Raw genomic sequence first — 14083 nt, 5'->3', positions numbered from 1 at the left:
CGTAATATTATATTGCCGAAACAGAAAAACAAAAAAGGAGAAATCATCATGGGTAAAAATGCAATCGTTGGTCAGTCTGGCGGTCCTACTTCCGTCATCAATGCAAGCCTTGCAGGCGTATTTGAAAGCTGCAAGAGTCGCGGCGCAGAGATCGTTTACGGTATGTGCAATGGCGTTGCCGGTCTGCTGGAGGAGCGGGTGGTGGATCTTTCCACCGTGCTGACGGACGATCTGGACATCGAACTGCTCAAGCGCACCCCGTCCAGCTTTCTGGGCAGCTGCCGCTACAAGCTGCCCGACTGGCATGAGGACGAGACCGTCTACAAAAAGCTGTTTGCCATTCTGGAAAAGCTGAACATCGGCTACTTCTTCTACATCGGCGGCAACGACTCCATGGATACCATCGGCAAGTTGGCCGAGTACGGCGAGCGCATCCAGAGCGACATCCGCTTTATGGGCGTGCCCAAGACCATCGACAACGACCTGATGGTCACCGACCACACCCCCGGCTACGGCTCTGCTGCCAAGTACATCGGCGTGGTGATGAAGGAGATCATCCGCGATGCCACCGTGTACGGCACCAAGTACGTCACCGTGGTGGAGATCATGGGCCGCAACGCCGGCTGGCTGACCGCTGCCGCCGCTCTGGCAAAGAGTGACGACTGCGAGGGTGTGGACATGATCTGCCTGCCCGAAGTGCCCTTCAATGTGGAACACTTCATTGAGAAGGTGCGCGTGATGCAGGAGAAGAAGCCCAGCATCGTGATCGCCGTTTCCGAGGGCGTAAAGCTGGAAGATGGCCGTTACGTCTGTGAGCTGGCCGACGATGTGCACGCAGTGGACGCTTTCGGCCATAAGGCCCTGACCGGCACCGCCCGATATCTGGCCAACGTGGTGGCCCGCAATCTGGACACAAAGACCCGCTGCATCGAGCTTTCCACCCTGCAGCGCTGCGCAGGCCATCTGACCAGCCGCACCGACATCACCGAAGCCTATCAGGTGGGCGGTGCTGCCGCCAAGGCGGCCTTTGAGGGCGTTACCGGCCAGATGGTGGCCCTGAAGCGCATCTCCAACAGCCCGTACCAGTGCACCACCGAGCTGCATCCCATCAGCGAGGTGGCAAACCTTGAAAAGAAGGTGCCGCTGAGCTGGATGAACGCCAACCACACCCAGATGACCGATGAGTTCCTTGCTTATGCCCGCCCGCTGATCCAGGCCGAGCTGACCCCGCTGTACATTGCCGGTCTGCCCCACCACATCTACATGAAGAATCAGAAGTGATCTCTCCTGCATTGATTTTTCTCAAGGCATGATGAAAGCCCGTCCGAGTTTTAGGCCCGGACGGGCTTTTTGCATTTCGGTATTCTCCGCCTTAGAACATCAGACCGCTGCGCCGACTTTGGGTGCGCCGCCTGCGATCTCCTCTGCCGTCAGGGGCTTTGCCTCCACCGGGGCATTTAGGCGCTCCTTGGCCACTGCCAGCATCAGCTTGATGCGGTTCTCCTGATTGACCTTGGTGGCGCTGGGGTCGTAATCGATGGGGGTGATGTTGGCACTGGGGTACAGGGCGCGGATCTTGTTCACCATGCCCTTGCCCACGATGTGGTTGGGCAGGCAGCCGAAGGGCTGGGCACACACGATGTTGCCGTAGCCGCCCTGCACCAGCTCGATCATCTCGGCAGTCAGCAGCCAGCCCTCGCCCATCTTGGCACCCAGCGAAATGATGCCCTTGGGCTTTTCCACCAGCTCCTTGAAGGGGCCGGGGGCGTAGAAGCCTGCGTCGGCCTCAGCCTTGAGCATGGCGCGCTCGATGCTGTCCAGCCAGTTCAGGAACTGGTCAATGCCGATCTTCACAGCCAGCTTGCCGCCGTACAGTACATGATCCTCGCCCATGTTGAAGGCGCAGTACTGCACAAAGCCCATCAGGCCCGGGAAGTTCACCTCGCAGTCCTGACTTTCGAGGAACTTCTGCAGGTCGTTGTTGCCCAGCGGGCTGTACTTGACGTAAATTTCGCCAACCACGCCCACCTTGACCTTGGGCACCCGGGTAACGGGGATGGCAGCAAAGTCCTTTGCGATGAGGGGGAAGGTGTGCTTCATCTCCTTGGAGGTGTAGCCCTTGCCTGCCAGCAGCACGCGGCCCAAGCGTTCCACCCACAGGTCTACCATCTTATCGGCAGCCCCCTTCTCGTTCTCGTAAGGTGCCACCTGATTGCGCAGAGCGCACAGCATATCGCCGTAGAAGATGCAGGCCAGCGCACGGCGAGCCAGCGGCAGGGTCATCTGGAAGCCGCTGTCCTTTTCCAGACCCGAGAAGTTCAGGCTGGCCACCGGGATCTGCGGATAGCCCGCCTTGACCAGTGCCTTGCGCAGCAGATGAATGTAGTTGGAGGCACGGCAGCCACCGCCGGTCTGGGTGATGAGCAGGGCGGTGTGGTCCAGATCGTACTTGCCGCTGTTCAACGCGTCCAGAAACTGACCGATGACCAGCAGAGCCGGGTAGCAGGTGTCGTTGTGGACGTATTTCAGGCCCAGCTGTGCCACGGCACTGCCGCAGTTGCCCAGAATTTTGCACTTGTAGCCGTCGTAACGCAGAGCGTACTCCAGCAGGCGGAACTGGGTAATGGCCATGTTGGGGATGAGGATGGTATGGGTCTTCTTCATCTCCGGAGTAAATTTGGGATAATTGTATTCCATAGGTTCCTCCTATGTTGCTTTCTTAAAAAGCTTTTTGCTCTATCTCTATTTTATTCTGCCTTTTCTGCGGCTACCTCGTCCCGCTCATCCAGAGCGGCGAACAGACTGCGCAGGCGGATATTCACGGCACCCAGATTGGTGATCTCGTCGATCTTGAGCTGGGTGTAGAGCTTGCCGCCCTCCTGCAGAATTTCGCGGGTCTCGTCGGTGGTGATGGCATCCACGCCGCAGCCGAAGGACACCAGCTGCACCAGATCCATATCCTTCTGGGTGGTGCAGTACTTGGCGGCGGCATACAGGCGGCTGTGATAGGTCCACTGGTTCAGTACACTGGTAGGGAACTTCTGCACCCGGTTGGAAATGCTGTCCTCGGTAACAACGGCAGCACCGTGGCGGGTGATGAGGCGGTCGATGCCGTGGTTCACCTCGGGGTCCACATGGTAGGGGCGGCCTGCCAGCACGATGATGCGCTTGCCCTGACGGCGGGCTTCATCGATGATCTCGCTGCCCTTCACGCGGATCTTTGCCATGTGGGACTCGTATTCCGCATAGGCGGCATCCGCTGCGGCCTGCACTTCCTTCTCGGAGATACCGCCAAAGTACTTGGGCAGGATGTTCTTTGCCATCTTGTGCACAAAGTCCTTCGGGCGGTGGATGCCCACATAATCATAGATGAACTTGGTGCCCTCCAGCTCCGGGCAGTTGCCTGCCAGAACCTCGGGGTAGTAGGCCACCACCGGGCAGTTATAGTGGTTGTCGCCCAGTCCCTCGTCCACATTGTAGGTCAGGCAGGGATAGAAAATAGCGTCCAGCTGCATCTGGCTCAGGGCCTTGATGTGGCCGTGGCTCAGCTTTGCCGGGAAGCAGGCGGTATCGCTGGGGATAGTAGCCTGACCGGCGAGGTACAGGCCGCGGCTGGACACCGGGCTGGTGTGCACGGCAAAGCCAAGCTTTGTCCAGAAGGCCCACCAGAAGGGCAGCAGCTCGTAGAAGCCCAGACACAGCGGGATGCCGATGGAGCCGCGCTTGCCGGCCACCGGCTTATACTCGGCCAGAAGCTGCTGCTTGTAGGCGTAGAGGTTCAGGCTGTCGTCGGCACTCTTGCCGGTCACAGGCTTATCGCAGCGGTTGCCGGAGATGTACTTGCGGCCATCCGCAAAGGTGTTGACGGTAAGCTGGCAGTGGTTGCCGCAGCCGCCGCACTTCACGCTGACCACCTTCTGCTCAAACTTTTCCAGCTCTTTCTGGCTCATCATGGCAGAAGCAGTCTTGTGGGCCTTCTGGCTCTGGCGCAGGCCGAACAGCGCCGCACCGTAAGCACCCATCAGACCGGCAATGTCCGGGCGGATGACCTCCACGCCCATCTCCTTTTCAAAGGCGCGGAGCACGGCTTCATTATAAAAGGTACCGCCCTGCACCACGATCTTACGGCCCAGCTCTTCCGGACTGGACGCGCGGATGACCTTGTACAGTGCGTTCTTGACCACGCTGATGGACAGACCAGCCGAGATGTTCTCGATGCTTGCGCCGTCCTTCTGGGCCTGCTTGACCGAGCTGTTCATGAACACGGTGCAGCGGCTGCCCAGATCCACCGGGCGGTCTGCAAACAGGCCAAGGCTTGCAAATTCCTTCACGTCATAGCCCAGTGCCTGTGCAAAGGTCTGCAAAAAGCTGCCACAGCCGGAGGAACATGCTTCGTTCAGGAAGATGTTGCTGATGGCACCATCTTCGATCTTGAAGCACTTCATATCCTGACCGCCGATGTCGATGATGAAATCCACATCCGGCATAAAGTATTTTGCAGCGGTAAAGTGAGCCACCGTTTCCACCAGACCGTAATCGCAGCGGAATGCGTTCTTCACCAGCTCTTCGCCGTAGCCGGTGGTGGTCACGCTGGCCACCTGCAGGCCCGGGTGCTCCTTGTAAATTTTCAGCAGCTGTTCCCGGATGAGAGGCAGCGGGTTGCCGAGGTTCGGTTGATAGTTGGTGTAAAGGATCTGGCTCTTCTCGTCCACCACCACCAGCTTGACGGTGGTGGAGCCGGAGTCGATGCCGATATGCACCGGGCCGCACTGCGCGCTGAACGGCACACGCGGCACACTGTGGGACATGTGGCGGGCGTGGAAGGCCTCGTATTCCTCCTTGCTGGCGAACAGCGGCGGCTCGCTGGCGTAGGTGGCAGTGGCAGCATACTGATCCAGCGCATCGGCCACCTCGGACAGAACAAAAGCCTTGTCGGCATAGAGGGCAGCGCCCAGTGCCACATACAGCAGGCTGTTCTCCGGGCAGGTGCCGGTCACGTTCAGCGCTTCGTCAAAGCTCTTGCGCAGCACACTGCTGAAGGTGAGCGGGCCGCCCAGATACAGGATATTGCCCTTGATGGGACGGCCCTGTGCAAGGCCTGCAATGGTCTGATTGACCACAGCCTTATAAATGCTGGCAGCAATGTCCTCGGTGCGGGCACCCTGATTGATCAGGGGCTGCACGTCGCTCTTGGCAAACACGCCGCAGCGGGACGCAATGGTGTAGGTGCGCTGTGCATTCTCTGCTGCCTTGTTCATCTCGTCGGCACCCATTTTCAGCAGGGTGGCCATCTGGTCGATGAAGGCACCGGTGCCGCCGGCACAGCTGCCGTTCATGCGCACCTCGGTACCGTTGGTCAGAAACAGGATCTTGGCATCCTCACCGCCCAGCTCGATCACGCAGTCGGTGGCAGGCACAAAGCGCTTGACCGCCACGCGGGTGGAGAACACCTCCTGCACAAAGGGCACGCCGCAGCTGTCGGCCAGACCCATGCCCGCCGAACCGGAAATGCTCAGCAGCGCCTTCTGACCGTGCAGCTGCTCGGCATCGATGCGGCGCAGCAGCTCCTGCGCCTTTTCCAGAATATGGCTGTAGTGCCGTTCGTATGTAGAATACAGCAGCGCATCATGTTCATCCAGCACCACACACTTGATGGTGGTACTGCCGATGTCAAGACCTACTCTCACGTTGTTTTTCCTCCTAAGGACAAATGCCGGAGGCAAAGCCCCCGGTGGACGGCAAAATCAATTTCTTTGCCAAAAATTAGTTTGTTAACGAATCATTTTGTCAATTCGCATACAAATGTATTATAATCCAATTTTGCGGCACAATCAATCAGCGTCCTTTATTTTACACAGAAAAAATAGTATTTTCCGCTCAAAAAGTTAAACATTTTGTGAACTTGTCGCTTTTTATGCGGCTGCGCCGGTGTCTTGGCAAAGGTTCTTAACCTTTGCCAACAAAAAAGGACTGCCGCACAGGAGCATCTCCCCCCGCAGCAGTCCTTATTCATTATTATAAAGCAATCATGCAGCATGCATCACAGCTCGTCCGGGTCGCCGCGCTCCGGCATGGTACGCAGCTCCCGCACCAGCATATTGCGCAACTGGTACTGATGCTGCTGTGCCTGTGCCGTATCGCCGCCCGTATGCAGCTCTACCGTCGGCTCCGTTATGCGGTCGGTGCACAGAGGAATGGTCACCACTGCCTGTGTGCCCTTTTCCGGTGCGCGCTCCACCCGCAGGCCCCAGCCCATACGGCGGCAGCACTCGCGGCAGAGCAGCAGGCCCAGCTTTGCGCCGCCCAGAAAGCAGCGCCGGTTCTCCAGCCATGTATCCTCGCCTGCTTCCGGCAGGCCGCAGCCATTATCCATCACCGTCAGCTGCCAGAAGCTTTCGCTGCGGCGCAGCATCAGCCGCACTTTGCCGCCCGCACTGCAGGCCCGCAAGGCATTCGAAAGCAGATGCAGGCACAGCAGTTCTGCATCATTGCGGTCCGCCATGACCCGGCAGGCTGTCCAGCCGCCATAGTCCAGCGTCAGTTCCACCCCAAGCTGCGCCTGCACCATATCGGCCTGTGCGGCGACCTGCTGCAGCAGCTGGCACAGGTCCAGCGGATAGAGCCGCGGGTCTTCCTCGGTGCGCAGAAAATCCAGCAGCGACATCACTTCGTTCACAGTGCGGTCCAGCCTTGCCGACGCAGCGCTGATATCGTTCACCGCCTGCCGGGTCTGCTGGTCGGCACCCACATGCGCAAGGTGCTGGTCCAGATATTCGCAATTGCGTCCGATCAGACCCAGTGCATGGAAGCATGCCTGTTCCACATCCTTCTGCGGGACCGCCTGCGCGGTCAGTGCACCCGCCTCGTTCTGCCGCATCTGCTCCATACCCTTGCGCCTCCTGTGTTTTATGCTCAGTCGTCCTTCTGACGCTGAAGATAATTCTTGACTGTGTAGATCAGTTTACCAGTGGTAGGTTTCTCGTCCGCAAATCCGCTTTCTTCCTTGAAGCGCAGCCACTTGACCGAGGGCTTTGCTTCCAGCTGGTCGATCATACGCCGGATGCCGCTGTCCACAGCAGAGACCGACACATCGTACTGCTCGCTCACCGCCTGCAGGATCTCCTTGCGGATGGCCAGCTTCTGGCTGGTGCCGTACACCACGCCCACCGCACAGGAAAGATAGTTGCAGTTCACGTCCGGCAGCTGGATGCCCCAGCCCTCGTACAGTTCCTGACACTTGCGTTCTATGCGCTGGCTCTGCCGTCCCGGCAGGCGGTACAGCTCCCACAGCAGGTTCTTCAGTTCGGCATGGCCCACATAGCAGAACCCATCGCCCGATTCCAGACAGATGGCACTCGTATTCTGCCGCCTGCCCTCATCAAACAGAACAACATTCGGTTTGGGATCCATGCTGCGGATATTCATTAAAAACTCCAGCCCGCTCATATCTTCCAGCTGGCTGCAGAGGATCACAACATCAAACTGACGGCCCTGACGCAGCTGTTCCAGCAGACGGCCGCCGTTCTGGAAGCAGGTGCACTCCAACGCAGGGCTTTGCTCCTGCAGGTAGTTCTTTTCCACCCGCAGTTCCTTGCGGTCGTAGCTTCCAAGGGCGATCTGCAGCGTTTTTGCTGTGTGCTCACTCTCCACGCAACGCGCCGCCTTTCTGCCTGAGCTGTTCTGTATCGGTCAGTTCTTCTACCACATCCTGCCAGATCTCCGGCTGGACACCATTCTCACACAGATAGCGCAGGATCCGGTAGCAGAACTCTGGTGCAGCTGCAATGTAGCAGCTTTGCATGTACTGCCGGTTCCCGGTACGGCAAAGCGTCAGGCAGCAGCCGTCTTCGTTGCCTGTATCCATTGAGTATACCAGCGTATATGCTTTCTGCAACCCGTCGATTGCCGAAAACTGACGGATCATAGGTGAAAATGTACGTTCCATAATTTTTCCTCCCTTGCTACAAGGTCCTGCGACATTTTTAAGGCATTCCTTGTTTTTCTTATCTTATTTTAAAGAGCAAGGAGGGCTGGTTCAATCCTGAAAAAGCGTCTAAAAACATCAAAATCACATTCGTTGCATTTTTTTGTCGTGTTTTTCTGTTCCGTGGCACATTTTATTTTGTACTTGCGTTTGATCGCAGATTTTTTGCGTCGTATTGGCAGTGCAATTCTGCTTTCGTGATGTTTTTCCGTTTTATCAGGATCTTCCGCTATTAAAATAGCACGACGGCGACGCAAATTCAACCTCCACGTCAATTTTTCCTTTATTTTCCTGTTTTTCTGCCTCAAAAGCCAAAAATACCGGTCCGGTCAAAATTTACGTTGAAATATACACAGTTTTTTCATATTGTTCCGGTAAAATAGAAGTGTATAACGCCTTGCTGCGGGTCCTGTATCCGGGCAGTTTATTATAATGTATAGCGGCAGCGTTCCTGCGAGGATGCGCCGGAAAGGCTCACACATGCTCCAACTCAACCACATCAAGAAAGAATACAAGACCGGCGATCTGGTGCAGAAAGCACTGGATGATGTCAGCCTGAACCTGCGGGACAACGAATTCGTCGCCATTCTCGGCCCCAGCGGTTCCGGTAAGACCACCCTGCTGAACGTCATTGGCGGTCTGGACCGCTACGACAGCGGTGATCTGATCATCAACGGCATCTCCACCAAAAAATATACCGACCGCAACTGGGACTCTTACCGCAACCACACCATTGGCTTTGTGTTCCAGAGCTATAACCTCATCCCGCACCAGACAGTGCTTTCCAATGTGGAGCTGGCGCTGACCATCTCCGGCATTTCCGGTGCCGAGCGCCGCAGCCGGGCCACCAAGGCGCTGGAGCAGGTAGGTCTGGGCGACCAGCTGCACAAGCACCCCAGCGAAATGTCCGGCGGCCAGATGCAGCGTGTGGCCATTGCCCGCGCACTGGTCAACAACCCCGACATCCTGCTGGCCGACGAGCCGACCGGCGCACTGGACAGCGACACCAGCATTCAGGTGATGGAGTTGCTGAAGGAGGTGGCCAAAGACCGCCTTGTGGTCATGGTCACCCATAACCCGGAGCTTGCAGAGCAGTATGCTACCCGCATCGTCCGCCTGCGGGACGGCGTGATCCAATCGGACACCGCACCGTTTACGCCGGATGATTCCGCTCAGGTGCCGCCGGTGCACAAAAATCTGGGCCGTTCTTCCATGTCGCCGCTCACCGCTCTCGCGCTGAGCTTCAACAACCTGCTCACCAAAAAGACCCGCACCCTGCTCACCGCGTTTGCCGGTTCCATCGGCATCATCGGCATTGCGCTCATCCTTTCGCTCTCGGCCGGTGTGAGCAATTATATCCAGGAGATGGAACGCTCCACCCTTTCGGAATATCCGCTGCAGCTCTCGACCACCGGCGTGGACCTTGCCGCCCTGCTGGATCCGGAAAGCTACACCAGCGCCGTTGCCGACAACACCAATGTGGGCACCACCAGCACTTCTTCCACCCCGGAGGGCATGGTCACGGTGCGTGAACTGCTGAGCCAGCTGACCGAGGATAATTCCTCTGTCAATGACCTTGCTTCCCTGAAAAAATATCTGGACAGCAGCGAGTGCACCATCTCAGAGGATGCTGCTTCCATCGAGTATACCTACGGCACCGTACCGCTGATCTACCGCCAGAACAAGGACGGCACCGTGCGCCAGATCTTCCCGGACAGCAGCCTTTCTGCGCTGAACAACACCACCTCTGCCGCCGGCATCGTCTCTTCCATGACCAACCAGAGCGTGTTTACCGAGATGGCCGAAGAGCCTTCGCTGTACGAAGATCAGTACGATGTCAAGGCAGGCCGCTGGCCGGAAAGCTACAACGAGGCCGTTCTTGTGCTGAATTCGGATGGCAGCATCAGCGACTACGCTCTTTATATTCTGGGCATTGAGGACGACAGCGTGATGATGCGTTTTCTGCAGGAGTACGCAAAAAACAAGAACACACAGGCTCCCACCGGCTACGGCACCTACCCCTACGATACCTTTGTGGGCCTGAAATATAAGATCGTTACCAACTCAGACTATTACGTTTATGACGAAGAACGCCAGATCTGGCGCAACCGCTCCGACGATGAAGCGTATGTGGAGCAGCTTGTGGAAAACAGTCCGGATCTGACCATCGTGGGCGTGGTGCAGCCCCGCGCAGATGCCAGCTCCACCATTCTGCCCATAGGCGTTGCCTATACCCATGCACTCACCAACTACGCCATCGACCATGCAGCCGAAAGTGAAGTGGTAAAGCAGCAGCTTGCCGACCCGGAAGTGAACGTGCTGACCGGCGAGCGCTTTGATGCCGACCAGCGCAAAACCGATCTTGACATTTCTTCCCTGTTCTCGGTGGATACCGATATGCTGAAGGATTCCTTCCAGTTCGATGCAAGCAAGCTGCAGTTCGACCTGAGCGGTGCATTTGATCTGCAGGATGGCAGCTTTGACTTTTCCTCCATCCTTGATCCGTCCGCGTTCCAGCTGGATCTGAGCGATCTGGACCTGAGCGACATCGACATGAGCGATGTGGAGCTGCCGGACATGGACGCGCTGGATCTGAGCCAGTTGTTTGCCGATATGGACCTGTCCGTCTCGGAGGATGCGCTGCAGAGCCTGATGAAGAAGATCATGAATGGCTATAAGCGCTATATCATCGGCAACGGCATCTTGAATCTGGATAAGATCGGTTTCTCTTCCTATATGGAGAGCGACCAGTTCAAACAGCTTCTGTCCGAATCCATGGGCGACCTGCTGGACACCACCGGCCTGCAGGAGCAGTTCACCGCTTCACTTCAGCAGAACCTGCAGGGCATCATGACGAGCTATCTGCAAAGCTACTCGGAACAGCTGAGTCAGAAGCTGGGCGAAGCTCTGCAGACCAAACTTACCGCTGCCATTCAGACCCAGATGAGCACCGTGATGCAGCAGCTGATGACCCAGCTGACCACTCAGTTCAGCCAGCAGATCCAGTCCGCCATCCAGAACAACATCGCTCAGCTCAGCAGTCAGGTGGAAGATGCCCTGAAGATCGACCCCACTGTGTTCCAGAGTGCCGTGCAGGTGAACATGAGCACCGACGACCTTGTGGATCTGGTCAAAATGAACCTGCAGTCCAGCACCACCTCCTACGGCAGTGTTCTTGGTGCACTGGGCTATTCGGATTATGCCAAGCCCGGCAGCATCTGGATCTACCCCAAGAGCTTTGAGGCCAAGAACCGCATCGTGGACAGCCTGAACGCCTACAACGCCGCCATGCGTGCGCAGGGAGAAGAGGACAAGGTGATCGTATTCTCGGATACGGTTGGCACCCTGATGAGCGCCGTGACCAGGATCGTAGATATGGTCAGCAATGTGCTGGTGGCCTTTGTTGCCATCTCGCTGGTGGTTTCTTCCATCATGATCGGTGTCATCACCTATATCAGCGTGCTGGAACGCCGCAAGGAGATCGGTATTCTGCGTGCCATCGGTGCATCCAAGCACAATGTCTCCGAGGTATTCAATGCCGAAACCTTCATTATCGGAATGTGCTCCGGCGTGATCGGCGTGGGCCTGTGCCTGCTGCTGCTGATCCCCGGCAACATGCTCATCCACTCCATTGCAGGAACCACCAGCGTCACCGCTGTGCTGCCGCCCAAGGCTGCACTGATCCTGATCGTTCTGGCTACCCTGCTCACGATCCTTGGCGGCCTGATTCCCGCCCGCAGCGCAGCCAAGTGCAACCCCGTCACCGCCCTGCGTTCTGAGTAATTTCCTTTCTCTGCAAGCAAAAGGAGTCGCTGCATCACGCAGCGGCTCCTTTTTTGATGTCCGGTGCTTTATCTCAATTTCTCGTGTAATTCCTCATGCAGTTCCTCGCGCTCTTCCTTCAGTTCCTGCTTGAGAGTCCGGTCGATCTCCTGTGTCTCCTGCCGGATCTCAGCCAGATCCTTTTCGATCGCAGGGTTTTCTTTGATTTCTTCCCGGATGAACATGAGTGCAAAGCTTACCAGCAGCAGCCCGCAGGAGATCCAGATGGTCTTTTCTGCCAGCCGCGCTGCGCCCACGCTTCCAATACCGGCACCCACCGCGAACAGCAGGATGATGCCAAAATAACGCATCATCCGGTCCTTAGCTTTCGGCTCATGGGTCTTGCGCCAGATGCAGAATGCTTCCACACCGCTGCGCAGGTCACCAATGCACATAGTGCTGGCAAATGCATAGCCGTTCACCTTGCGGAACGCCTGCACCTGCATCGCGCAGGAGAAGGAAACGATGGCGTTTGCCAGCAGATTCTGCTCCTGCGGTAAAAAACCTACAACGAACAGCAGAAGCACTTCGCCCAGCACCACCAGCTGCCGCCAGTGAAGCCGCTGCATGTCACGAAAGCACTCCCGCATCTTTTCTGCCACCAGTACGCCCAGCGCAAAAGCACACAGAGGAACCAGATAGTGTAGCACCCGATCCCACTGACCATCCATGATGTTGGCACTCAGCAGCACGATGTTGCCGGTCTGTGCATTTGCAAACACCTTGCCGCGGAACAGATACGTATAGGCATCCTGCAGCCCGCCCGAAAGCGAAAGGAACACCGCCGTCAGGAAGGACTCCGACATCTGCCCATGATGTTTTGTTTTCATATTACCTTTTCCCCTCTTTTCGCACCCTATTATAATATATTTTTACAGCTTGGTTCATATCAATTTTACATGTCATGCATGTATATCCCTGCGTCCTGCCAGAGCCAAAAATACGGCCGTGCCCGGCCCGCACTTTGCATTCCCTCACAGGTTGTGTTAGAATAAGAAAAAAGCTTTTCCAAAGGAGAACTTCCTTATGCCGAATATTGTCGAGATCACAGACCTTTCCGCACCGGAGCTGGATGTCTATGCCCGCCTGACGCAAGCGCAGCTGCGCAATCGTCTGGAGCCGGATAAAGGCATCTTTATTGCCGAAAGCCCCAAGGTGATCACCCGTGCGCTGGATGCCGGATACACCCCGCTCTCCCTGCTCATGGAGCGCAAACAGATCACCGGCCCGGCTGCCGTTATCCTGACCCGCTGCGGTGATGCCCCGGTGTACACAGCCGACCGTGAGACCCTTGCCAGCCTGACCGGCTTCGTACTGACCCGCGGCGTGCTGTGCGCCCTCCGCCGCCCGCTGCCGCGCAGCGTGGAAGAGGTCTGCCGCAATGCCCGCCGGGTGGCCGTTCTGGAGGGCATTGTGGACTCCACCAATGTGGGAGCGATCTTCCGCAGCGCCGCTGCACTGAACATGGATGCCGTGCTCGTTACTCCTTCCTGCTGCGACCCGCTGTGCCGCCGTGCCGTGCGTGTGAGCATGGGCACCGTGTTTCAGGTGCCCTGGGCGCAGATTGGCACCTGTCCTGCCGACTGGCCGGAAAACGGCATTGCTCAGTTGCACAGTCTTGGCTTCAAGACTGCTGCCATGGCTCTGAGCGACCGCTCCGTAAGCATTGACGACAGCGCTCTTTCCGCTGAGCCGAAGCTTGCCATCGTGCTGGGCACAGAGGGTGACGGCCTTGCCCACAGCACCATTGCCGCCTGTGACTACACCGTAAAGATTCCTATGTCCCACGGCGTGGATTCCCTGAATGTTGCCGCTGCCAGCGCTGTTGCTTTCTGGCAGCTAGGCAACCGCTGATGAGCCAGGCTTTTGGCCCTGCCCAAAATACTTGACAAATCGCCCGAACAGAGTTACACTTACAGGGTCATCACATGGGCCTATAGCTCAGCTGGGAGTGCAAGCGTATCGCTTTTGTGCCCCACAGAGTTGTGGGCATTCAAATGGGGAGTATGTCGGTTGGTCGCCCAACCGAGTCACGCCCCTAAATATGGGCCTATAGCTCAGCTGGGAGCCCATGCGGTCCTTAAACAATCTGGAGTTATATACCACGCGCCCCCAAGCGGTTTTTGGGGGCTTAAATATGGGCTCGTAGCTCAGTTGGGAGTGCAAGCGTATCGCTTTTGTGCCCCACAGAGTTGTGGGCATTCAAATGGGGAGTATGTCGGTTGGTCGCCCAACCGAGTCACGCCCCTAAATATGGGCCTATAGCTCAGCTGGGAG

10 protein-coding genes are annotated in these 14083 nt (G+C 57.1%); 3 read left to right on the top strand and 7 right to left on the bottom strand.

Going from position 1 to position 14083, the window contains the following annotated elements; all coding sequences use genetic code 11:
- The first annotated feature begins 48 nt into the window (after positions 1-48).
- A complete protein-coding gene (locus DWV57_RS00890) occupies positions 49-1281 on the top strand; it encodes a 6-phosphofructokinase (RefSeq protein WP_044953421.1) in 1233 nt (410 codons plus the stop codon).
- A 99-nt stretch (positions 1282-1380) separates the two neighbouring features.
- On the opposite strand, the gene DWV57_RS14915 is transcribed toward DWV57_RS00890, so the two are convergent.
- The 6 genes from DWV57_RS14915 to DWV57_RS14290 all read right to left on the bottom strand — a co-directional run bounded on the left by DWV57_RS14915 (position 1381) and on the right by DWV57_RS14290 (position 8241).
- Positions 1381-2697, bottom strand: a complete 1317-nt coding sequence (locus tag DWV57_RS14915; RefSeq protein WP_120019653.1) for a 2-hydroxyacyl-CoA dehydratase — start codon at positions 2695-2697, stop codon at positions 1381-1383.
- A gap of 50 nt (positions 2698-2747) precedes the next feature.
- Complete coding sequence (locus DWV57_RS00880; protein WP_165853633.1) at positions 2748-5687, bottom strand: acyl-CoA dehydratase activase; 2940 nt, start codon at positions 5685-5687, stop codon at positions 2748-2750.
- A 353-nt stretch (positions 5688-6040) separates the two neighbouring features.
- Positions 6041-6886 (bottom strand): HAMP domain-containing sensor histidine kinase, encoded by an 846-nt coding sequence (locus DWV57_RS00875; RefSeq protein WP_120019651.1) that lies wholly within the window; start codon positions 6884-6886, stop codon positions 6041-6043.
- 26 nt (positions 6887-6912) lie between these two features.
- Positions 6913-7650, bottom strand: a complete 738-nt coding sequence (locus DWV57_RS00870) for a response regulator (protein WP_097778216.1) — start codon at positions 7648-7650, stop codon at positions 6913-6915.
- Entirely contained in the window at positions 7640-7945 is a 306-nt protein-coding gene (locus DWV57_RS00865) for a hypothetical protein (RefSeq protein WP_242959366.1), read from the bottom strand. The genes DWV57_RS00870 and DWV57_RS00865 overlap by 11 nt, the downstream gene beginning before the upstream one ends.
- A gap of 68 nt (positions 7946-8013) precedes the next feature.
- Complete coding sequence (locus DWV57_RS14290; RefSeq protein ID WP_133303622.1) at positions 8014-8241, bottom strand: hypothetical protein; 228 nt, start codon at positions 8239-8241, stop codon at positions 8014-8016.
- 223 nt (positions 8242-8464) lie between these two features.
- Here DWV57_RS14290 and DWV57_RS00860 point away from each other — a divergent pair, with 223 nt between their 5' ends.
- Positions 8465-11767 (top strand): ATP-binding cassette domain-containing protein, encoded by a 3303-nt coding sequence (locus tag DWV57_RS00860; protein WP_120019650.1) that lies wholly within the window; start codon positions 8465-8467, stop codon positions 11765-11767.
- 68 nt (positions 11768-11835) lie between these two features.
- Here the strand turns inward: DWV57_RS00860 and DWV57_RS00855 are convergent, their stop codons facing one another.
- Positions 11836-12636: a YoaK family protein gene (locus DWV57_RS00855; protein WP_120019649.1), complete on the bottom strand. Its 801-nt coding sequence runs from the start codon at positions 12634-12636 to the stop codon at positions 11836-11838.
- 196 nt (positions 12637-12832) lie between these two features.
- Here DWV57_RS00855 and DWV57_RS00850 point away from each other — a divergent pair, with 196 nt between their 5' ends.
- Positions 12833-13660: an RNA methyltransferase gene (locus DWV57_RS00850; RefSeq protein ID WP_120019648.1), complete on the top strand. Its 828-nt coding sequence runs from the start codon at positions 12833-12835 to the stop codon at positions 13658-13660.
- The last annotated feature ends 423 nt before the right edge of the window (positions 13661-14083 follow it).

This window comes from Faecalibacterium sp. AF10-46 (assembly GCF_003604105.1).
Classification (GTDB): domain Bacteria; phylum Bacillota; class Clostridia; order Oscillospirales; family Ruminococcaceae; genus Faecalibacterium; species Faecalibacterium taiwanense.
Note: the sequence above shows the minus strand (reverse complement) of the source record. Positions and strands in the feature narration are given on the sequence as shown.